The sequence below is a fragment of the Cellulomonas palmilytica genome, from assembly GCF_021590045.1.
In the GTDB taxonomy this organism is placed as follows: domain Bacteria; phylum Actinomycetota; class Actinomycetes; order Actinomycetales; family Cellulomonadaceae; genus Cellulomonas; species Cellulomonas palmilytica.
The window spans coordinates 3735961-3757485 of the sequence record NZ_CP062221.1 but is presented as its reverse complement, the minus strand read 5'-3'; the positions used below and the strand labels follow the sequence as shown (position 1 = coordinate 3757485).

The following is a 21525-nucleotide window of genomic DNA, read 5'->3' as shown; positions in this document are numbered from 1 at the left end:
GCGGAGCCGGAGGAATGGCGGGGTCGTCAGGGCTGCATGAGCCAGGCGAGCTCGGAGGCGAGCAGCGCGCGGCGCGACGGGGAGGACAACGAGCGGGCGTCGTGACCCAGCGCGTCGTACAGCACCTTGCCCGCACCCGGAACCGTCCAGACCACCGGGTGCTCGCCCGCGGTGCCGCGGCCGCGCGCCTCGTCGGCCGTGACGTCCGCGACGACGAGCACGTGGACGCCGGGCTCGACGACGAGGTCGGCGTACCGCTCGTCGTCGGCGGTCACCGAGCCCAGGCTCCAGGTGACCGGGTGCTCGTGGTCGACCACGCGGAACGTCGTCGGCCCGTGGTCGGGGTGCCAGGTCCGGCCCGGGACCCAGCGCCCGCCGATCGTCGCGGCCCAGCGCGGGTCGTCGGCGAACACGCACGCCGACGCGTGCAGCGCGAGCACCGCGGTGCCCCGCTCGACGAGCGCCTGGCGCGCGTCGTGGAACGGCTGCCAGGCGGGCGAGTCGTCGTCGGGCTGCTGGCCGGGGTCGCCGCTCGCGGCGACCACGAGCACGTCGGGCAGCCACGGCCCGCCGTCGGACCCGGGCTGCCCGGCGAGGTCGTCGAACGTGGACGGGCGGGTGCTGCGCACGCGCACCTCGTGCCCCAGTGCGCGGGCGACCTGGGCGACCTCGTCGCCCTGCGCGGCGTGGTCGTGCCACGGGTCGGCGTACCGACCGGCTCCCACGAGCACCAGAACCCGTCCCACGCCCCCCACCCAACCAGAGCGCCCGCCCCGCGCCCAGCCCCGGCGCCCTCGGGCAAGGGACTCGTCCTCGACCCGACCCCGTGGTCGCTCCGGCTCTGCGGCCCGATACCCGGAGGAAGCGCGGGGTCGTCGCGGCGGGAGGCGGAGTCGGGCGAGCGTCAGGCGGGGAGGAGGAGGCCGTCGGCGACGAGGCCGCGGACCGTCGGCAGGACGTCCGCCGCGACCGCGTCCGCACCCACGTCGAGCAGCGCACCGAGCGCACCGACGACCTGCCCCACGGTCAGCTCGCCGTCGCACGCGCCGACGAGCCCCGCGGCGGCGGTCCCGACCTGCACGGTCCGCCCGAACCCACCGCCCTGGCGCAGCAGCACGACCTGCGGGTCCACGTCGCCGGGCGTGAGGTAGCGCTCCTCGGTCACGTCCGCGGCGACGACGAGCCGCTCGCGCGTCAGCGCCTCGTCGTCGCGCGCCGCGAGCCAGTCGTGCGCGGCGAGCGCGGCCGCGACCGCGGGACCGAGCGGCTGACGGACCGTGCCGGTGACCTCCTCGAGCCGGCGCAGCCGCGCGCGGTCGTCGGCGGGCCTGCGCAGCGTGACGATCCCGAAGCCCACGGCCTCGACGTCGCGGCTCGCGAAGTCGTCGAGCCACGCGCCGTACCGCGTGGCCCAACCCGCGGGGTCGCGCTCGGGCGTCGTGCCGCCGTCGCGGATCCACGTCTCGGCGTACTGCGCGGGGTCGAGCAGCTCGCGCTGCACCACCCAGCCGTCGAGGCCCGACGCGTCGAGCCACTCACCGACGCGCTCGTGCCAGTCCGCGCCGCGCCGCACCTCCCAGTTCCCGAGGAGCTGGGCGACGCCGCCGGGTGCGAGCACGGCGCCCACGCCGACGACGAGGTCGCGCACCAGGTCGTCCCCCGCGCGGCCCCCGTCGCGGTACTCGTACGCGGGGACGTCCGCGCGGCGGGGCGTGATGACGAACGGAGGGTTGCTCACGACGAGGTCGAACGCCTCGCCGACGACGGGCTCGAGCATCGACCCCTCGCGCAGCGCCAGCCGGTCCGCGGGGACGCCCGCGAGCGTCGCGTTGAACCGCGCGAACGCGAGCGCGCGGGCGCTGATGTCGGTCGCGGTGACGTGCCGGACGTGCCGCGCGGCGTGCAGCGCCTGCACCCCGCAGCCCGTGCCGAGGTCGAGCGCGCGCGCCCGCTCGTCGCGCACGGTGACCTGCGCGAGCGTCGTCGACGCGCCGCCGACGCCGAGCACGTGGTCGGTGCGCAGGGCGCCACCGGTCGCGAGCTCACCGAGGTCCGATGCGAGCCACCACGTGGCCTCGCCGTGGCCGTCCGTCGCCGCGTAGGGGCGCAGGTCGACGAGCGCGCGCACCTCGTCGTCGTCGCCCGCCCCCGCCGCGACGACGAGCCCGAGGTGTTCGGCGCCGTCGGCGCCGAGGCGGGGGAGCGCGGCGTCGACGAGCCGGCGCGGCACCCCGGTGCCGAGGACGAACAGCCGAACGAGCGCCGCGACCGCCGCGTCGTCGCCGGTCAGCGCGGCCGCCGACGTGCGCAGCGCGGGCACGGTCTCCTCGCGGTGCAGCGCGGCCGCCGCGACGGGCCCGAGCACCCGCTCGACGTGCTCCACGCCGTACCCGGCGTCCTCGAGATCGGCCCTCAGCGCATCGACGAGCCCAGGCTCGGTCACAGGAACGTCCACACCCCCATCCTCCCCGACCCGCCCCACCCGAGCCGCCTCACCCCCGCCCCGCTCACCCCGACCCCGCCTCCGCGCCCCTTCCCGTCCCCCGCACGAGGTCCCGCGCACCGCCGTGCTGCCCATGACCCGTGATCGCTCCGGCCATGACGACCGGGAGCCGGAGCAACTGCGGGGTCGCGGAGGCGGTCGAACGGGGGCGGTTGGACGGGGCGGCGTTGGGCTGTCCGGGTGAACCCCGTGCACGGGCGCTCAGCCCGCGTGGACGCGCGCCCACGCGTAGACGTGCTGGTCAGGACGCCTTCTCCCAGGGTTCTCCCAGGGTGGCCCCATCCCGGGCCCAGGCGCGCTCCCTAGGTTCGCGACCGGACGATCGTCGGAAGGGTGCTGATGTCTGCTCGCTCACGGCGCAGGTGGGTCCTGCGCTCGGTGGCCGCCGTGGCCGTGGTGGCCGTGCTCGTGGGGGGCGCGTGGTGGCTGTGGTGGCGCGAGCCCGCCGCGGCCCAGGACGCGCAGGAGCCGACCACGCGAACCGTGCAGGCGAGCCTGACGACGCTCGAGAAGACCGTCACCGGCACCGGCACCCTGACGCCGACCGTCAACGAGAGCGTGTCGTTCGAGGTCGCGGGCACGGTCACGGCGGTCGAGGTCGCGGTCGGCGACACGGTCACGCAGGGGCAGACGCTCGCGACCGTCGACACGCTCACGCTCGACGCGGACCTGCTGCAGGCCAAGGCGACGCTCGTCGAGGCGCACGCCCGGTTGTCGAACGCGCAGGACGAGGACGACGGCTCCGAGGTGGCCGACGCGCAGATCGACGCCGCGCAGGCGCAGGTCGCGGTCGCGCAGGCCGCCTACGACGAGGCCGAGGAGGCGCGCGCGGGTGCGACCCTCACGTCGCCCGCGGCGGGTGTCGTGACGAGCGTCGACCTCGAGGTCGGCGACGTCGTGCAGGGCTCGGGCGGCACGGCCGGCGGCGGAAGCACCGGGGGGATGACGGGCGGGCCGACCTCCTCGTCGTCCTCGTCGTCCGCGCAGTTCGTAGTCGTCGGGACGGACGCGTGGCAGGTGACGACGAGCGTCGACGAGTCGGAAGTCGCGCTCGTCGAGGTCGGCGACCAGGTGGAGATGACGTCCGACGACCTCACGGGCTCGCTCTACGGCACGGTCGCCGGGGTCGGGCTCGTGTCGAGCAGCTCGTCGGGCATCGCGTCGTACCCCGTGACGATCGACGTGACGCTCCCCGAGGAGGCGCTGCACGACGGCGTGAGCGTGGACGTCGAGATCATCTACGAGCGCCGCACCGGAGTGCTCACGGTCCCGTCCCTCGCGGTCACGCGGGCCGACGACGGCACGTCACAGGTCACGGTGCCGGACGACGACGGGTCGACGCGCACGGTCACGGTCGAGACGGGCGAGACGTCCGGCACGCTGGTCGAGGTCGTCTCGGGGCTGAGCGAGGGCGACTCCGTCGTCGTGCAGGTCACGGCCGGCGGGCGCTCGGGCGGCTCCGAGGAGCAGGGCCCGGGCTTCGGCGGCCGGCTGCCGGAGGGCTTCGAGCTGCCGGAGGGCTTCGAGCCGCCGAGCGGCGGACAGATGCCCGAGGGCGGCTTCCCGGGTGGCTTTCCCGGGCAGGGCGGGCAGCGCAATGGCTGACCTCTTCCCGACGAGCGTGCCCGCGACCGCCCTGCTCGACGACGACCTCCGCCCCGTCATCGAGCTGGTCGGTGCGCGCAAGACGTACCGCACGGGCTCGGTGGAGTTCGAGGCGCTGCGCGGCGTGGACCTGACGATCGAGCGCGGCGAGTACGTCGCGGTCGTCGGGCCCTCGGGCTCGGGCAAGTCGACGCTCATGAACGTGCTCGGCTGCCTCGACACGCTCACGGCCGGGTCGTACCGGCTCGCGGGTGACGACGTCGAGCAGCTCGACGAGGTCGAGCTCGCGCAGGTCCGCAACCAGCGCATCGGGTTCGTGTTCCAGCAGTTCCACCTGCTGCCGGCGCTCTCGGCGCTGCGCAACGTCGAGCTGCCGCTGCAGTACCGGCGCGTGCCCGCGGGTGAGCGTCGTGCCCGCGCGGCCGAGGCGCTCGAGCGGGTCGGCCTGGGCGACCGCCTGCACCACCGGCCGGGCGAGCTGTCCGGCGGTCAGCAGCAGCGCGTCGCGGTGGCCCGCGCGCTCGTCGGCGACCCCGACCTGCTGCTCGCGGACGAACCGACCGGCAACCTGGACTCCGCCTCCACCCGGGACGTGCTCGCGCTGCTCGACGAGCTGCACGCGCAGGGCCGCACGATCGTGCTCATCACGCACGAGCACGACGTGGCGCAGCGCGCGCAGCGCGTCGTGCGGGTGCTCGACGGGCTCACGCAGGAGGCCGCCGACCCGACGCCGGAGGCGCGCGCATGACCTGGGTGGAGACCCTGCGGACCGGGTGGGCCGCGATCCGCAGCCACGCGTTGCGCTCGTCGCTCACCGTGCTGGGCATCCTCATCGGCATCGCCGCGGTGATCCTCACCGTCGGGCTCGGCCTGGGCACGCAGAAGGACGTGTCGGCGCAGATCAGCGCGCTCGGCTCGGACCTGCTCATCGTCACGCCCGGCTCGAGCACGTCGAGCGACGGGATCCGCGGCGGGTTCGGCTCGGCCGCGACCCTCACGCGCTCCGACGCGGACGCGCTCGCCTCGCCGGTCGCGGCGCCCGACGTGGCGGCCGTGGCGCCGGAGAAGGAGACGAGCCTGACGCTCGAGGCGAACGACACCAACTGGACGACGACCGTCACGGGCACGACCGAGTCGTGGCTGGACGTGCGTGCCCGGTCGCTCGCGTTCGGCGAGTTCGTCACCGCGGAGGACGACGCCGACGCCGCGTCGGTGATCGTCCTCGGCTCCGAGGTCGCGACCGAGCTGTTCGGCCGCACGAACGTCGTCGGGCAGGTCGTCACGGTCGCGGACACGGACTTCACGGTCGTGGGCGTGCTCGCCGAGATGGGCTCGAGCGGCGACGTGAACCTCGACGACGTCGCGGTCGTGCCGCTGTCGACCATGTCGGAGTCGCTCGTCGGCGGGTGGCAGCGCAGGTCGCTGTCGACCGTCTACGTGCAGGCCGCGTCGTCGGACCGGCTGTCGGCCGCCTCGCAGGAGGTCACGCAGATCCTGCTCAACCTGCACGGCATCACGTCCGCCGACGCGGCGGACTTCACGGTCGAGTCGCAGGACGCGCTGGTCTCCACCGCGACCGCGGTCTACCGCACGCTGACGGTCCTGCTCACGGGCATCGCCGCGCTGTCGCTGCTCGTCGGCGGGATCGGCGTCATGAACATCATGCTGGTGTCCGTCACGGAGCGGACGCGCGAGATCGGCCTGCGCAAGGCGCTCGGCGCGCCGCCGTGGGCGATCCGCCGACAGTTCCTCGTCGAGGCGTCCGTCCTCGGGCTCGGCGGTGGCGTGCTGGGTGCGGCGCTCGGGATCGCGGCGGCGCGCTGGCTGCCCGGCTTGCTCGGCACGTCGGTCGTCGTGTCCGGCGCGGCCGTGGCCGGCTCGGTCGCGATCGCGGTCGGCATCGGCCTCGTGTTCGGCGTGTACCCCGCGACCCGTGCCGCGCGCCTCGCCCCCATCGACGCCCTGCGCGCCCAGTGACACGCGCGGCGTCCCCACGCACCGACCCTCGACAGGAGAACCCGATGACCACGCGCACCACGGCCAGGCACCTCGTCGCGGCGCTCACGGCGGGTGCCGTCGCGCTGACGCTCACCGCGTGCGGCGGCGACCCCTCCCCGGACGAGGCGGCGACGCCGAGCGCCGCGTCGACCGGCCCCGCCCCGGCGGACCCCCCGCGCGGACCGGCCGGGGACACGCCCGGCGGCCTGCGCGGCGGTGTGAGCGGCGCGATCGTGCAGGTCGGCGACGGCATGCTGCAGCTGCGCGACGACGACGGCCAGACGGCGGTCACCTGGACCGACGAGACGGCCGTGCAGGTCACGAACGCTGCGGACCTGTCGGCCGTGACCGTCGGGTCGTGCGTGGTCGCGACGACCGGCGGGTTCCGCCTGCCGTCGGACGACCAGGAGCCCGCGGTCGACCGGTCGACCGACGAGACCCCGGCGGCGACGGTGACGGTCTCGCAGCCCGTGGACGGCGCGTGCGCGGTGCTCGGCGGTGGCTTCCCGGGCGGTGGTCGCGGTCAGCGTCCGGACGGGATGCCGACGGACCTGCCGTCCGACTTCCCGACGGACCTCCCGGACGACTTCCCGACAGGCTTCCCCGGTGGCGGGGCGGCTCCGGGCGACCTGCCGACCGACCTGCCGAGCGGCGCCGCGGGGATGCCCGGCGGCCCGGGCGGTCTCGGCGGGTTCGGCGGCGTCACCGCGGGGCTCGTCACCGCGGTCGACGCCACGACGATCACCGTCGAGACCACCGCGCAGGACGGCACGACGAGCTCGGCGACGGTCGTCGTCGACGGCTCCACCACGGTCACGACGACGACCGTGGGCGACGCGAGCGCGTTCGAGGTCGGCCGGTGCGCGACCGTGCGTGGCGAGGCCGACGACTCCGGCAAGGTCGCGGCGACCAGCGTCGCGGTCTCGACCCCGGGCGACGACGGCTGCTCGACCGGGTTCGGCGGGTTCGGCGGGTTCGGCGGCATGCCTGGCACGGGTGGCCCCGGTGGCTCGGGCGCCGGTCAGGGGGGCGGCGATGCGTGACGCGCGCGGTGCCCGCCGCGCGCGCGGCCGCGGCCGCGTGCTCGGCGTCGTCGCCGGGGCGACCGCGCTGTGCGTCGCGGGCGGTGGCGTCGCCCTCGCGCTGACAGGCGGCGACGGCGCGCGCTACCGCACGGCCGTGGCGTCGCTCGGCTCGGTCGCGCAGAAGGTCGCGCTCACCGGCACGGTCGCGTCCGCGACGCGGCGGGACGCCGCGTTCTCGGTCGGGGGCACCGTGGCGGACGTCGCCGTGGCGGTCGGTGACCAGGTCGCCGCGGGTGAGGTGCTCGCGACCCTCGACGCGTCCGACCTGCAGGCCGACGTCGACGACGCCGCCGAGGTGCTCGCCGACGCGCAGCAGCAGCTCGAGGAGGACCTCGAGTCCCAGACGTCGGGCACCGCATCGAGCAGCGCGACGACGAGCGGGCTCACGACGACCAGCTCGACGAGCACGTCGACGAGCCTCTCGACGAGCGCGTCGGCGAGCCTCTCGACGGGTGCCGTCGCGACGACCGCGCTCGCCTCGGCCACGACGGGCACGACGACCGCGCTCGTGCGCACGGCTGCGCCGTCTGCCGCGGCCTCGGCCACGGCGCCGAGCCCGGCCCCGACGAGCGGCGCCACGCTGCCCGCCGAGGTCGCCGACGCGCTCGACGCGGTCGCCGACGCGCAGCAGGCGCTGCTCGACCAGTACGACGCCACCTCCGACGCGCTGACCGACTCCGGTGCCCGGGTGAGCGCCGCGCAGCTCGTGTGCCAGGAGCTGCTGGACGCGACCGCGGCCTCGGGCGCGCCGTCGTCGGGCGACGGCCTGACGGTCACGCCCGGCACGGCCGCCGCTGGTGCCGCGGTCCGCGTCGACGTCACCGGTGTCGCCGACGGTGAGACGTACACGCTGCACGTCGCGGGCTCGCAGGTGGCCGAGGTGACGGCCGCGGGCTCGTCGTTCTCGGTCGCGGTGCTGGTGCCCGCGGGGGCGACGGGGGCGCAGACGGTGACGCTCGCCGGCTCGTCGTCGACCCTCGGCTCGGCCGCGCTCACGGTCACCGCGGCGGATGACACGTCGGTGTCCGACGCGCTCGCCGCGTGCCAGGGCGCGGTCGCGGACGTGCTGTCGGGTCAGCAGGACGTGGACGGCGCGCAGCAGGCGCTGCTCGCCGCGGCGTCCGACCTCGACGACGCCGTGGCGGCGCTGGACGCGGCGGTGCGAGCGTCGCTCGGCTCGTCGTCCCCGGACCCCACGGACCCCACGGACCCCACGGACCCGACGCAGCCCGGCGGCCCGACCGACCCGACCGACCCCGGTGAGCCCCCGGCGCAGCCGACCGACCCGGCACAGCCCACGGACCCGGCCCAGCCCCCGGTGCAGCCCACCGACCCTGCCGTCCCGGGTCAGCCCGGCGGCGGCGCGGACGACCCCGTCCCCGGCGGCGCGCAGCCGGGCACGGGCGGCCAGGCGGGGGGCGACCCGTCGGGCGGCACGCGCGTCGCGACCGCGGCCGACGTGCTCGCGGACCGTGCGGCGATCGAGCTCGCGCAGGCCCGCCTCGACCTCGCGGAGAGCAGGCTCCCGCTCGCGACGCTCACCGCACCGATCGGCGGCACCGTCGCGGCGGTGTCGCTGAGCGCGGGGGCGAGCGTCGAGGCATCGTCGGACACGGCCGTGGTCACGGTCGTCGGGGGCGACGGCTACGTGCTGAGCACGACGGTCACGCTCGCGCAGGTCGACCTGCTCGAGGTCGGGCAGCACGCCGACGTCACGGTCCGCACCACCGACACCCCGTTCACGGCGCGGGTCACGTCGATCGGCCTGCTCAACACCGAGACGTCGAGCTCGACCCCGTCGTACACGGTCGTCCTGGCGGTCGACGACGCGGGCGAGCGGCTGTTCGACGGCTCGTCGGCCGAGATCACGGTCGCGGTCGCGGACGGCGACGAGGTGCTGACCGTCCCGACGTCCGCGGTGCACGTGGAGGGCGGTACGACGACGGTCGACGTGCTCACCGACGGGGTCGCGACCCCGGTCGAGGTGACGACGGGTGCGGTCGGCGCGGAGCTCACCGAGATCACCGACGGTCTGAGCGTGGGCGACGAGGTCGTCCTCGCCGACCTGACGCAGCAGCTGGTGACGGACGAGGGGAGGCCGTCCGGGCTCACGGGCCTCGGGGGCTCGTCGAGCGGGTCGACCGGGCAGGACCTGCCCAGCGGGTTCCCCGGCGGTCCCCCGGGCGGTGGCTTCCCCGGCGGTGGCTTCCCGGGCGGGTGACCGGCGTCGGGCGCCGGGCGGACGGGCACGGGGGACGACGACGCGCGCGGGTAGGCTCGCGCGCGTCGTCGTCCCGTCCGACGAGAGTGCGTGACGGCTCGACGCGACCCCACGGACCACGAGAAGGGCGGCGGCACCATGACCGAGCAGGAGCGCGGCGCGAGCACGCCGGTGGTGGCGGTGCTGGGCGGCGGCGTCATGGGCGAGGCGCTGGTGTCCGCGCTGCTCACGGGCGGCTGGCCGACCGACCGGGTCGAGGTCACCGAGCAGTCCGCCGCGCGTGCCGACGAGCTCGCGCAGCGGCACGGCATCCGCACGGGTGCGACGAACGCCGAGGCGGCGGCCCGCGCCGACGTGGTGCTGCTCGCGGTCAAGCCCCACGTCGTCCCCGCGGTGCTCACGGAGATCGCGGACCACCTGCCTGCGCGCACGCTCGTCGTGAGCGTCGCGGCGGGCGTGCCGATCGCGACGTACGAGCAGCACCTGCCCGCGGGTACGCCGGTGGTGCGGGTCATGCCGAACACGCCCGCGGTCGTCGGCAAGGGCGCGAGCGCGATCGCGCCCGGTGCGCACGCGGGCGAGGAGCACCTCGCGCTCGTCGAGCGCGTGCTCGCGGCGACGGGGCTCGTCGTGCGGGTCGGCGAGAAGGACCTCGACGCGGTGACCGCCATCTCCGGCTCGGGCCCGGCGTACGCGTTCTACCTGATCGACGCGATGGCGGAGGCGGGTGTGCTGCTCGGTCTCACGCGCGACCTGGCGACGCGGCTCGCGGTCGCGACGGTCGAGGGTGCGGGTGCGCTCGCGGCGCAGGGCGAGCACCCGGCGGTGCTGCGCGAGCGCGTCTCGTCGCCGGGTGGCACCACGGTCGCGGCGGTCGCGCAGCTCGACGCGCACGCGGTCCGCGCGGGCGTCGTCGCGGCGGCGCGCGCGGCCTACGACCGCTCCCGCGAGCTCGGCCGCTCCTGACCCCACAGCGTCGACCCGACCCCGCGGACGACCCGTCGCGACGTCGAGCCAGCGGTTCCTCCGGCTTCGAGCCCCGAGAGCCGGAGCAACCACGGGCTCGTCGGTGACCAACCCGCCGACCCCGTCGTTCCTCCGGCTCTCGCGACGCTGAGCCGGAGGAACCGCTGGGTCGGGGTCTGCGGTCGGAACCCGAAGGCGCGCGGCCCCGCGAGGACCCGCGGGGCCGCTTCGGCGCCCTTCCGGAGGCCGGGGGCCCTACGGTACGTACGGGGCACACGCGCGGTACCTCGGTACCCGCCGATCGCGGCGCCTCGCGTCGCACGAGGGAGCACACGGATGTCGACGGAGTCGAGCCGGCCGCCAGCCATGAGCGACGTGGCGCTGGCCGCGGGGGTCTCGCACCAGACGGTGTCGCGGGTCCTCAACGGGCACCCGAGCGTGCGCCCGGAGACGCGCGACCGCGTGCAGGCCGCGATCGCGAGCCTGGGGTACCGGCGCAACAGCGCCGCACGCGCACTGGTGACGCGCCGGTCGGACACGCTCGGCGTCGTGACGCCCGCGTCCGCGCTGTACGGCCCGACGAGCACGCTGGTCGCGTTCGAGCAGGCCGCGCGCGAGGCGGGCTGGTACGTGTCGGTCGCGACGATGCGCCGGTTCACCGCGCAGTCGATGCGCGACGCCGTCGAGCACTTCCTCGACCACGGCGTGGACGCGCTGGTCGTGATCGCGCCGACGAGGGAGGTCGCGTCGGCCGTCTCGGGCCTCGACGTGCCCGTGCCGGTGGTGCTCATCTGCTCGGCGCTCGAGCTGCGCGAGACGGAGGGCGTGCTGTCGGTCGGGGTCGACCAGCGCCTGGGCGCGCGGCTCGCGACGCGTCACCTGCTCGCGCGCGGGCACACCGAGGTGCTGCACGTGGCGGGCCCGCAGGACTGGTTCGACGCGCAGGACCGCCTGGCCGGGTGGCGCGAGGAGTGCGCGGCTGCGGGCGTGGTCGTCCGGGAGCCGATCGTCGCGGGATGGTCGGCGGACGCGGGCTACGAGGTGGGCCGTGAGCTCGCGGCGCGCGGTCGCGTGCCGGAGTCGATCTTCGCGGCGAACGACCAGCTCGCTCTGGGTCTCGAGCACGCGTTCTGGGACGCGGGGATCCGGGTGGGCAAGGACGTCGCGTTGGTGGGGTTCGACGACGAGGTCGGCTCGGCGCACTACCTGCCGCCGCTGACGACGGTGCGTCAGGACTTCGTCCGGCTCGGGGCGCTCGCGATCGAGGTGCTGCGCGGTGCGCTGGGCAGCAGCGAGAAGCGCGGTGCGCCGCGGCTGGTGCCGCCGGAGATCGTCGTGCGGCGCAGCTCGGGCGTGTAGCGCGGGCCCTCCGACGCCGGGTCCGGCAGGGGTCGCGCGGTGTGCCGCGTCCGCCGGTCGCGCGGCGGTGGCCGGTCGCGCACGCTCGTCGTCATGGCCGGACGGCCCGCCCGGACGCGTTTACATCGATGTATAACCGGACGAGATGGTGTACCTGGACAAGTGTGAGCGTTAACATCTAGGAGACGCCCCGCGGGGGGATCTGGACAGACGTGCGAAGGGGCGCGATGACCGACAACGTGACGCCGGAAGGCGTCGACCAGCCGGCGCGGGCGGCGCGGATCCGGGACGACATCGTCGCGGGCCGGACGGCGCTCGGCATCGAGCTCGGCTCCACCCGCATCAAGGCGTGCCTCGTCGGACCGGACTCCGCACCGGTCGCCGCCGGCGCGCACGAGTGGGAGAACCAGCTCGTCGACCGCCGCTGGACGTACGCGCTCGAGGACGTCTGGGCCGGGCTGCAGGCCGCGTACGCCGCGCTCGTCGCGGACGTCGAGGAGCGCTACGGCGTGCGCCCGACGACGTACGGCGCGCTCGGCGTCTCCGCGATGATGCACGGCTACCTCGCGTTCGACGCGTCCGACGAGCTGCTCGTCCCGTTCCGCACGTGGCGCAACACCAGCACCGGACCCGCCGCCGCCGAGCTGTCGGCCCTGCTCGGCCACAACATCCCGCTGCGCTGGTCCGTCGCGCACCTCTACCAGGCGGCACTCGACGACGAGCCGCACGTGCCGGACATCGCGTTCGTCACGACGCTCGCGGGCTACGTGCACTGGCGCCTGACGGGCGAGAAGGTGCTCGGCATCGGCGACGCGTCCGGGATGTTCCCGATCGACACCGCCACCCGCGACTACGACGCCACGATGCTCGCGTCGTTCGACACGCTCGTCGCCGGCCGTGGCCCCGCCACCCGGCTCGTCGACCTGCTGCCCGCCGTGCGGCTCGCCGGCGAGGAGGCCGGCCGGCTCACCGCGGAGGGCGCCGCGCTGCTCGACCCGACGGGAACTCTCGTCGCGGGCGTCCCGCTGTGCCCGCCCGAGGGCGACGCCGGCACCGGCATGGTCGCGACCGGCTCGGTCGCGCCGCGCACCGCCAACGTCTCGGTCGGCACGTCGATCTTCGCGATGGTCGTGCTCGAGAAGCCGCTGTCCCAGGTGCACGACGAGCTCGACCTCGTCACGACGCCGTCCGGCGAGCTCGTCGCGATGGTGCACTGCAACAACGGCGCGAGCGAGCTCGGGGAGTGGGCGCAGGTGTTCGGCCGGTTCGCCGCGGCCCTGGGCCACCCGGCGTCGTCCGACGACGTGTTCGCCGCGCTGCTGCGCGAGGCGCTCGAGGCAGACGCCGACGGCGGCGGCCTGCTCGCCTACAACTACCTGTCCGGCGAGCCCGTCACCGGCCTGACCGAGGGGCGCCCGCTCGTCGTGCGCACGCCCGACAGCCGGCTCACGCTCGCGAACCTCATGCGCACGCAGGTGTACGGCGTGTTCGGCACGCTCGCCCTCGGCATGCGGGTGCTGGCCGCCGAGGGCGTGGAGCTCGACGCGATGTTCGCGCACGGCGGTCTGTTCCGCACCGAGGGGGTCGCGCAGCGGCTGCTCGCGGCCGCGGTCGACGCCCCTGTGGCGGTCGGCAGCGCCGCGGGCGAGGGTGGTGCCTGGGGGATCGCGGTGCTCGCCGCGTACCTGCAGCACGCGGACCGCGACCTGGGCACCTACCTCGCGCAGGACGTGTTCCGCGACGCGCGCATCGACGTCGTCGACCCGGACCCCGACGACGTGCGCGGGTTCGCCGCCTACCTCGAGCGGTACGAGGCGGGCCTCGCCGTCGAGCGCGCGGCCACCGAGGCGATCTGACGGCACCATGACCACCCGCACCACGCAGGAGCGCACCACGATGACCCTCGCCGACCACCCCGCGTCCGTGCAGGAGGACGTCGCACGCACGCGCGAGGTCGTCGCCCGCCTGCACGCCGAGCTCCCGCGCTGGGGGCTCGTCGTCTGGACCGCGGGCAACGTCTCGCAGCGCGTCGTCGTCGACCCCGCCGGCCCGAGCGAGCGCGACCTGCTCGTCATCAAGCCGTCCGGCGTCACGTACGACGAGCTCACCCCCGAGTCGATGGTCGTGTGCACGCTCGACGGCACGCTCGTCGACGGCGACCGCTCACCCTCGTCGGACACCGCCGCGCACGCGTACGTCTACACGCACATGCCCGAGGTCGGGGGCGTCGTGCACACGCACTCGACGTACGCGACCGCGTGGGCGGCGCGCGCCGAGCCCGTCCCGTGCGTGCTGACGATGATGGCCGACGAGTTCGGCGGCGACATCCCCATCGGCCCGTTCGCCCTCATCGGCGACGACTCGATCGGCCGCGGCATCGTCGAGACCCTGCGCGACTCCCGCAGCCCCGCCGTGCTCATGCGCAACCACGGCCCGTTCACCATCGGCCGCGACGCGAAGGCCGCCGTCAAGGCCGCCGTCATGGTCGAGGAGGTCGCGCGCACCGTCCACCTCTCCCGCCAGCTCGGGGAGCCGCTGCCCATCGCGCAGCACCACGTCGACTCGCTGTACGCGAGGTACCAGAACGTCTACGGCCAGGGCACCGCCGCCACGGTCACCAAGGAGGAGCACGCGTGAGCAAGCCGTACGCCGACCGTGAGGTCTGGTTCTTCACCGGGAGCCAGGACCTGTACGGCGAGGAGACCCTCCGCCAGGTGGCCCAGCAGTCGCAGGAGGTCGCGCGGACGCTCGACGCGAGCCCCGACGTGCCCGTGACGGTCGTGTGGAAGCCCGTCCTCAAGGACTCCGACTCGATCCGCCGCGCGATGCTCGACGCGAACTCCGACGACCGCGTGCTCGGCGTCATCACCTGGATGCACACGTTCAGCCCGGCCAAGATGTGGATCCACGGCCTGTCCGTGCTCGACAAGCCGCTGCTGCACCTGCACACGCAGGCGAACGTCGAGCTCCCGTGGGACTCGATCGACTTCGACTTCATGAACCTCAACCAGGCCGCGCACGGCGACCGCGAGTACGCGTACATCGCGGCGCGCATGGGCGTCACCCGGACCACGGTGTCCGGGCACGTGTCGAACCCGGCGGTCGCGCGCCGCGTGGGCACGTGGGTGCGCGCCGCCGCCGGGCGGGCGGCCACGCAGTCGCTGCGCCTCGCGCGGTTCGGCGACAACATGCGCAACGTCGCGGTGACCGAGGGGGACAAGACCGAGGCCGAGGTGCGGTTCGGCGTCTCCGTGAACACGTGGGGCGTCAACGACCTCGTCGCGGCGGTCGCGCAGGTCGCGGACTCCGACGTCGACGTGCTCGTCAAGGAGTACGAGGAGCTCTACGACGTCGTGCCCGAGCTGCGCGCCGGCGGCGACCGCCACGAGTCGCTGCGGTACGCCGCGCGCCAGGAGGTCGCGCTCGAGCAGCTCCTGTCGTCCCTGGGCGCCAAGGCGTTCACGACGAACTTCGAGGACCTGGGCGACCTGCGCCAGCTGCCGGGCCTCGCGGTGCAGCGCCTCATGTCGAAGGGCTACGGGTTCGGCGCGGAAGGCGACTGGAAGACGGCGGTGCTCGTGCGCGCCGCGAAGGTCATGGGCGAGGGCCTGCCCGGCGGCGCCTCCCTCATGGAGGACTACACGTACGACCTGACGCCGGGCGACGAGCTGATCCTCGGCGCGCACATGCTCGAGATCTGCCCGACCCTGACCACGACGACCCCGCGCGTCGAGATCCACCCGCTCGGCATCGGCGGCAAGGAGGACCCGGTCCGCATGGTGTTCGACGCCGACCCCGGCGTCGGCGTCGTCGTCTCGCTCGCCGACATGCGCGAGCGGTTCCGCCTCACCGCGAACGTGGTCGACGTGGTCCCGCCGCGGGCGTCGCTGCCGAACCTGCCCGTCGCGCGCGCCGTGTGGAAGCCCCGTCCGGACTTCACGACGAGCACCGAGGCGTGGCTCACCGCCGGCGGTGCGCACCACACCGTGCTGTCGACCGCGGTCGGTGTCGAGGCGTTCGAGATCTTCGCGGACCTGTCGTCGGCGGAGCTGCTCGTCATCGACGAGTCGACGACGCGCCGCGGTTTCCGTGACCAGGTGCGCTGGAACCAGGCGTACCACCGCCTGGCCCAGGGGTTCTGACCCCGACACGTCCGCCCGGGGGGTCGTCCCGGGCGCACACCAGCGAGGCCCCGACCCAGGTCGGGGCCTCGCCCTCTTCCCCCACCCCATCCCACCCCTCACGCCGAGTGCGCACGGTCGTGCGCGAGTGCGCACGCACGGCGTGCGCAGTGGGTCCGGAACGTGCGCACTCGGCGATTGGGGGTGGTCGGTTGGGTCCGGGACGTGCGCGCTGGACGCGGCGAGTCGTCGCCCGGACCCCGCGCGCGGGGTCGACGCCCATTCCTGCTGTCGAGTGCGGACGGTCGTGCGCGAGTGCGCACGCACGGCGTGCGCAGTGGGTCCGGAACGTGCGCACTCGGCGATTGGGGGTGGTCGGTTGGGTCCGGGACGTGCGCGCTGGACGCGGCGAGTCGTCGCCCGGACCCCGCGCGCGGGGTCGACGCCCATTCCTGCTGTCGAGTGCGGACGGTCGTGCGCGAGTGCGCACGTACGGCGTGCGCACTGCGTTCGGAACGTGCGCACTCGGCGGTTGGGGTGGGTGCCCCGTCTGACGTGGGGACGGGCGCGGGCGGCGGAGGTGTGGGGTGGGTCACAGGTCGGTAACAGATCGGCAGAAGCCTGGCCCGTCGGACTTGTGAGCGTTAACATCGCCGAGTGAACGCTCACATCGGGACGGATCGCGACGGTGCGACCGGCCGGTGAGGCCACACAGACGTGCTGGGCACGGCTGGTTTCTCGAGGAGGAGAAAGCATGGTCAGCAAGAAGTTCCGGGCACGCGGCATCGCCGCGACCGTGGCCGTCCTCTCGCTCGGTCTGGCTGCCTGCAGCAGCGGCGACGGCGACGGCGACAAGGGCGCGAGCGGCGACGGCGACCTGATCACGGTCGGCTTCTCGCAGCTGGGCGCCGAGTCGGGCTGGCGCACCGCCAACACCGAGTCCGTCAAGGCCTCGCTCACGAAGGAGAACGGCATCGACCTGACGTTCGCCGACGCGCAGCAGAAGCAGGAGAACCAGATCAAGGCCCTGCGCGACTTCATCGACCAGGGCGTCGACGTCATCGCGTTCTCCCCGGTCGTCGAGACCGGCTGGGACGAGGTCCTGCAGGAGATCAAGGACAACGAGATCCCGGTCGTGCTCGTGGACCGCACGGTCGACACCACGGTCGACGACCCGTACGTCACCTGGATCGGTGCGGACTTCCACTCGGAGGGCGTGAAGGCCGGCGAGTGGGTCAAGGAGAACTACCCCGACGCCAAGATCTTCGAGATGCAGGGCACGCTCGGCTCGGGTGCGCAGGTCGACCGTGAGGCCGGCTTCGACGAGACGGTCGGCGCCGACAAGATCATCGGCAAGGCGTCCGGCAACTTCACGCGCGCCGAGGGCAAGGCCGCGATGGAGGCCGCGCTGCAGGCGTACCCGGACATGAACCTGCTGTTCGCGCACAACGACGACATGGGACTGGGCGCGATCGAGGCGATCGAGAACGCGGGCAAGGTCCCCGGCAAGGACATCATCATCGTCACGGTCGACGGTGTCCGCGACGGTCTGCAGGCCCTCGTCGACAAGAAGTTCAACTTCGTCGTCGAGTGCAACCCGGTGTTCGGCGACCAGATCCTCGACGCCATCAAGAAGGTCCACGCCGGCGAGGAGGTCCCCAAGGAGACCATCGTCGTCGACAAGACCTTCGACCAGAGCATCACGCAGGACGAGGTCGACGCCCGCCTGTACTGACGCGCGGCGCACGACCGCAGGACCGAGCTGCCCGACGGCAGCCCGAGGCACGGGCCCGGACCGCTGACGCGGGCCGCGTGCCGGTGACACCACAGCCGTGCGGCGGGGCTCCCCGCCCCGCCGCACGGCGTGTCGTCGCCAGGACAGTGTCCAGACACGCAAGGAGTGCCCCGCCGGCGACCAGGTCGCGTGGCAAGGTGCACGGCATCACGGCGCCGCCGTCGGCGCCCTCAGCAGGACGGATGACCAACGATGTCCCTCACGTCCGACTCCGCCCCCGTCGTGCAGATGCGTGGGATCACCGTCGAGTTCCCCGGCGTCCGGGCGCTCGACGGTGTCGACCTCACGCTCCGGCCGGGCGAGGTGCACGCACTCATGGGTGAGAACGGTGCGGGCAAGTCGACGATGATCAAGGCGCTCACGGGCGTCTACCAGATCGACGCCGGCGAGATCCGGGTCGCGGGCGAGCCGCACCGCTTCCACTCGACCGCCGGGGCGCAGGCCGCCGGGATCAGCACGGTGTACCAGGAGGTCAACCTCTGCGGGAACCTCTCGGTGGCCGAGAACGTGATGCTGGGCCACGAGGTCCGCGTCGGCCCGTTCATCAACTGGGCGGCCACGCGGCGCAAGGCGAAGGAGTACCTGGCGCGGCTCAACCTCGACATCGACCCGCTGTCGCAGCTGAGCTCCCACTCGATCGCCGTGCAGCAGCTGTGCTCGATCGCCCGCGCGATGGTCGTCGACGCGAAGGTGCTGATCCTGGACGAGCCGACCTCGAGCCTCGACAAGGCGGAGGTCGCCGAGCTGTTCACGATCGTGCGGCAGCTCCGGGACAGCGGCGTCGCGATCCTGTTCGTCTCGCACTTCCTGGAGCAGGTCTACGAGATCAGCGATCGGATGACGATCCTGCGCAACGGGCGGTTCGTGGGGGAGTACCTCACGGCGGAGCTGCCGCGCATCGACCTGATCTCCAAGATGCTCGGCCGGGCGAGCGACGAGCTCGCGGCGATCGAGGCGGGCGCGCAGCGCGTCGCGCACGACGACGAGCGCGGCACGCCGCTGCTGTCGGCGGTGAAGCTGGGGCGCGCGGGGTCGATCGAGCCCGTGGACCTCGAGGTGTACGAGGGCGAGATCGTCGGGTTCGCGGGTCTGCTCGGCTCGGGGCGCACGGAGCTCGCGCGCCTGCTGTACGGCGCGGACAAGCCCGACGAGGGCGAGCTCACGGTGCTCGGCGAGCAGGTCCGTTCGGCGGCGCCGCTCGCGTCGCTGAAGAACGGCGTCGCGTACTCGACCGAGGACCGCAAGAAGGAGGGCATCATCGCCGACCTCACGGTCCGCGAGAACATCGCCCTCGCGATCCAGGCGAACCGCGGCATCTGGCGTCGGCTCCCCGCGAAGGAGCTCGACGAGGTCGTCGACCGCTACATGACGGCCCTGAACATCCAGCCGCCGAACCCGAACATGCTCATCAAGAACCTGTCGGGCGGCAACCAGCAGAAGGTGCTGCTCGCGCGGTGGCTCGCGACGTCGCCGCGGCTGATCATCCTCGACGAGCCCACGCGTGGCATCGACATCGGCGCGAAGGCCGAGATCCAGCGGCTCGTCGTCGAGCTCGCGTCGCAGGGCATGGGCGTCGTGTTCATCTCCTCCGAGCTGGAGGAGGTGCTGCGGCTGTCGCACCGCCTCGTCGTGCTGCGCGACCGCGAGAAGGTCGGCGAGCTCGTCAACGGCCCCGACGTGACCTCGTCCACGGTCCTCGAGACCATCGCAGCGAGCGGGAGTGACGCAGCATGATGACCGGCACCGTCCAGACCTCCGGGGTCGCGTGGCTCACGCGCGCGACGAGGCACCACCTGTTCTGGCCCGTCGTCGCGCTCGTCGCCCTGTGGATCGCGTGCGGGCTCGTCAGCCCGGGCTTCCTCGACGTGAAGGTCGTCGACGGCCACCTGTTCGGCCAGCTCGTCGACATCGCACGCAACTCGGTGACGTTCCTGCTGCTCGCCCTGGGCATGTGCCTCGTGATCGCGACGGGCGGCATCGACCTGTCGGTCGGTGCGGTCATGGCGATCGCGTTGTCGGTCGCGCTGACCTACATCGACAACTCGGGCAACGGGGAGAGCACGACGGTCGCGCTGACCGCGATCGGGCTCGCGCTGGCCGTCGCGGCGGTCGTCGGGGCGTTCAACGGGTTCCTCGTCGCGGGGCTCGGGATCCAGCCGTTCATCGCGACGATGATCATCCTCGTCGCGGGTCGCGGCATCGCGCTCGCGTTCACGAGCGGGCAGATCACGACGACGCACTCGCGACCGTTCAAGTCGATCGGCTCGGGCTTCGTGCTGGGCATCCCGACCCCCGTGGTGATCGGTGCGGCCGTGTTCGCGGTCGTCGCGCTCGTCGTGCGGCGCACCGCGCTCGGCATGCTGCTGGAGTCGATCGGCATCAACCGCACCGCCAGCCACATGGCGGGTGTGCGGTCGCGGAACATCACGTGGCTCGTGTACGTGATCGCGGGCGTGCTCGCGGGCCTCGCGGGCCTGGTGTACGGGGCGCCGACGATGGCGGCCGACGCGAACAACATCGGCCAGCTCATGGAGCTGAACGCGATCATGGCCGTCGTCATCGGCGGCACAAAGCTCGACGGCGGCAAGTTCTCCCTCGCGGGGACGATCGTCGGTGCGCTCATCCTCACGACGCTCGACCGCGCGGTGATCATCTTCCACCTGCCGTCGGAGTCGAAGGACCTGTTCAAGGCGATCGTCGTCATCGCGATCTGCATCGCCGGCTCCGAGCGTCTGCGCGAGATGTCGGGTCTGCGGCGCGTGCCGCGCCTGCCGGGCTCGCAGGACAAGAAGGTGGAGGTGGCGGCGTGACCGCGCAGACGGTGTCCCCGCAGGTCCCGACGACGAGGAGCGGCCCGAGGTCGGCGGACGTGCGCAGGCGGCTGCTGGACCGCCGGTACCTGCCGACGGCGGGCACGGTCGCGGCGCTGCTGCTGCTCCTCGTGGTGGGCCAGCTGCGTTACTCGACGGACGACCGCAGCTTCATCAGCATGCGGCTGTTCTCCAACCTGTTCATCGACAACTCGTACCTGCTGGTCCTGGCGATCGGGATGACGTTCGTCATCATCTCGGGCGGCATCGACCTGTCGGTGGGTGGGGTGGTCGCGCTCGTCGGGCTCGTGGTGGCGAAGCTGCTGCTCAACGGCGTCCCGTTGCCGGTGGTGCTCGTGGTGGGCGTGCTCGTCGGGACGGCGGTCGGCTCGCTCATCGGGGTGATGGTCCAGTACTTCCGGATCCAACCGTTCATCGCGTCGCTCGCGGGCCTGTTCCTGGCCCGGGGCCTGGCGAACATGATCGGGACGACGTCGATCGGCATCAAGGACCCGGGGTTCGAGAAGCTCGCGTCCTGGAAGATCAAGTTCGGCGAGCGCCCGGACATCTGGTACGTGAACCTGTCGATGATCGTCGCGGCCGTGGTGCTGCTCGCCGCGGTGTACCTGCTGCACTACACGCGGTTCGGTCGCACGGTGTACGGGCTCGGCGCGGGTGACGGCGGACAGGCGGCGGGGCTCATGGGCCTGCGCCCGGGCGCGACGAAGATGTGGGTCTACGTCGTGTCGGGCACCTGCGCGGGCATCGGCGGCATCCTGTTCGCCTTCTACACGAAGTCCGGCTACAACCTGTCGGGCGTCGGCATGGAGCTCGACGCGATCGCGTCGGTCGTCATCGGCGGTGCGCTGCTCACGGGCGGCGTGGGGTACGTGCTGGGCACGCTCGCCGGTGTGACGCTCTACGGCCTGATCCTGGTGGTCTGCAACCGCGAGGGCCTGGAGCCGTGGTGGAACCGGATCCTCATCGGCGCGATCCTGCTCGGGTTCGTGCTGCTCCAGCGGGTCCTCGTCGCCAGACGACGCTAGGGGCGCGGCCGGGCGC

At 73.8% G+C, this 21525-nt stretch carries 16 protein-coding genes; 14 read left to right on the top strand and 2 right to left on the bottom strand.

What is annotated here, in order from left to right; translation table 11 throughout:
• Nucleotides 1-26: 26 nt before the first annotated feature.
• Both F1D97_RS17025 and F1D97_RS17020 read right to left on the bottom strand, forming a co-directional pair.
• Nucleotides 27-746, bottom strand: a complete 720-nt coding sequence (locus F1D97_RS17025; protein WP_236121655.1) for a ThuA domain-containing protein — start codon at nt 744-746, stop codon at nt 27-29.
• A 158-nt stretch (nt 747-904) separates the two neighbouring features.
• Nucleotides 905-2578, bottom strand: a complete 1674-nt coding sequence (locus F1D97_RS17020; protein ID WP_396022541.1) for a DUF7059 domain-containing protein — start codon at nt 2576-2578, stop codon at nt 905-907.
• 264 nt (nt 2579-2842) lie between these two features.
• On the opposite strand from F1D97_RS17020, the gene F1D97_RS17015 reads away from it, so the two are divergent.
• The 14 genes from F1D97_RS17015 (at nt 2843) to F1D97_RS16950 (ending at nt 21509) form a co-directional block, all read left to right on the top strand.
• Complete coding sequence (locus F1D97_RS17015; RefSeq protein WP_236121653.1) at nt 2843-4108, top strand: efflux RND transporter periplasmic adaptor subunit; 1266 nt, start codon at nt 2843-2845, stop codon at nt 4106-4108.
• The gene (locus F1D97_RS17010) at nt 4101-4856 is read left to right on the top strand and encodes an ABC transporter ATP-binding protein (RefSeq protein ID WP_236121652.1); all 756 of its coding nucleotides are present in this window, start codon (nt 4101-4103) and stop codon (nt 4854-4856) included. Before F1D97_RS17015 ends, F1D97_RS17010 begins: the two co-directional genes overlap by 8 nt.
• On the top strand, nt 4853-6085 hold the full coding sequence (locus F1D97_RS17005) for an ABC transporter permease (protein ID WP_236121651.1): 1233 nt from the start codon (nt 4853-4855) through the stop codon (nt 6083-6085). The genes F1D97_RS17010 and F1D97_RS17005 overlap by 4 nt, the downstream gene beginning before the upstream one ends.
• A 44-nt stretch (nt 6086-6129) precedes the next feature.
• The gene (locus tag F1D97_RS17000; RefSeq protein WP_236121650.1) at nt 6130-7149 is read left to right on the top strand and encodes a hypothetical protein; all 1020 of its coding nucleotides are present in this window, start codon (nt 6130-6132) and stop codon (nt 7147-7149) included.
• A complete protein-coding gene (locus F1D97_RS16995; RefSeq protein WP_236121649.1) occupies nt 7142-9412 on the top strand; it encodes an HlyD family efflux transporter periplasmic adaptor subunit in 2271 nt (756 codons plus the stop codon). Before F1D97_RS17000 ends, F1D97_RS16995 begins: the two co-directional genes overlap by 8 nt.
• Before the next feature lie 138 nt (nt 9413-9550).
• A complete protein-coding gene (gene proC / locus F1D97_RS16990; protein WP_236123649.1) occupies nt 9551-10378 on the top strand; it encodes a pyrroline-5-carboxylate reductase in 828 nt (275 codons plus the stop codon).
• 366 nt (nt 10379-10744) lie between these two features.
• Nucleotides 10745-11737: a LacI family DNA-binding transcriptional regulator gene (locus F1D97_RS16985; protein WP_236121648.1), complete on the top strand. Its 993-nt coding sequence runs from the start codon at nt 10745-10747 to the stop codon at nt 11735-11737.
• Between the two features lie 227 nt (nt 11738-11964).
• Nucleotides 11965-13593, top strand: a complete 1629-nt coding sequence (locus F1D97_RS16980; protein WP_236121647.1) for a xylulokinase — start codon at nt 11965-11967, stop codon at nt 13591-13593.
• Between the two features lie 40 nt (nt 13594-13633).
• Nucleotides 13634-14374, top strand: a complete 741-nt coding sequence (locus tag F1D97_RS16975; protein ID WP_236123648.1) for an L-ribulose-5-phosphate 4-epimerase — start codon at nt 13634-13636, stop codon at nt 14372-14374.
• Nucleotides 14371-15879 carry an L-arabinose isomerase gene (araA, locus tag F1D97_RS16970; protein WP_236121646.1) on the top strand — a complete coding sequence of 503 codons (1509 nt, stop codon included), beginning with the start codon at nt 14371-14373 and terminating at the stop codon, nt 15877-15879. Before F1D97_RS16975 ends, araA begins: the two co-directional genes overlap by 4 nt.
• A gap of 733 nt (nt 15880-16612) precedes the next feature.
• On the top strand, nt 16613-17593 hold the full coding sequence (locus F1D97_RS16965; protein WP_236121645.1) for an ABC transporter substrate-binding protein: 981 nt from the start codon (nt 16613-16615) through the stop codon (nt 17591-17593).
• Nucleotides 17594-17845: 252 nt separating this feature from the next.
• Nucleotides 17846-19387 (top strand): sugar ABC transporter ATP-binding protein, encoded by a 1542-nt coding sequence (locus F1D97_RS16960; RefSeq protein WP_236121644.1) that lies wholly within the window; start codon nt 17846-17848, stop codon nt 19385-19387.
• A complete protein-coding gene (locus tag F1D97_RS16955) occupies nt 19384-20463 on the top strand; it encodes an ABC transporter permease (RefSeq protein ID WP_236121643.1) in 1080 nt (359 codons plus the stop codon). Before F1D97_RS16960 ends, F1D97_RS16955 begins: the two co-directional genes overlap by 4 nt.
• Nucleotides 20460-21509, top strand: coding sequence for an ABC transporter permease subunit (locus F1D97_RS16950; protein WP_236121642.1), 1050 nt, complete (start codon nt 20460-20462; stop codon nt 21507-21509). Before F1D97_RS16955 ends, F1D97_RS16950 begins: the two co-directional genes overlap by 4 nt.
• Nucleotides 21510-21525: the final 16 nt, after the last annotated feature.

Coding starts and splice junctions, on each gene's coding strand:
- F1D97_RS16985 (WP_236121648.1), top strand. CDS start 10,745: ATGAGCGACGTGGCGCTGGCCGCGGGGGTCTCGCACCAGACGGTGTCG.
- F1D97_RS16965 (WP_236121645.1), top strand. CDS start 16,613: ATGGTCAGCAAGAAGTTCCGGGCACGCGGCATCGCCGCGACCGTGGCC.
- proC (WP_236123649.1), top strand. CDS start 9,551: ATGACCGAGCAGGAGCGCGGCGCGAGCACGCCGGTGGTGGCGGTGCTG.
- F1D97_RS17000 (WP_236121650.1), top strand. CDS start 6,130: ATGACCACGCGCACCACGGCCAGGCACCTCGTCGCGGCGCTCACGGCG.
- F1D97_RS17020 (WP_396022541.1), bottom strand. CDS start 2,578: ATGGGCAGCACGGCGGTGCGCGGGACCTCGTGCGGGGGACGGGAAGGG.
- F1D97_RS16955 (WP_236121643.1), top strand. CDS start 19,384: ATGATGACCGGCACCGTCCAGACCTCCGGGGTCGCGTGGCTCACGCGC.
- F1D97_RS17005 (WP_236121651.1), top strand. CDS start 4,853: ATGACCTGGGTGGAGACCCTGCGGACCGGGTGGGCCGCGATCCGCAGC.
- F1D97_RS16960 (WP_236121644.1), top strand. CDS start 17,846: ATGTCCCTCACGTCCGACTCCGCCCCCGTCGTGCAGATGCGTGGGATC.
- F1D97_RS16980 (WP_236121647.1), top strand. CDS start 11,965: ATGACCGACAACGTGACGCCGGAAGGCGTCGACCAGCCGGCGCGGGCG.
- F1D97_RS16975 (WP_236123648.1), top strand. CDS start 13,634: ATGACCCTCGCCGACCACCCCGCGTCCGTGCAGGAGGACGTCGCACGC.
- F1D97_RS17015 (WP_236121653.1), top strand. CDS start 2,843: ATGTCTGCTCGCTCACGGCGCAGGTGGGTCCTGCGCTCGGTGGCCGCC.
- F1D97_RS17010 (WP_236121652.1), top strand. CDS start 4,101: ATGGCTGACCTCTTCCCGACGAGCGTGCCCGCGACCGCCCTGCTCGAC.
- F1D97_RS16995 (WP_236121649.1), top strand. CDS start 7,142: ATGCGTGACGCGCGCGGTGCCCGCCGCGCGCGCGGCCGCGGCCGCGTG.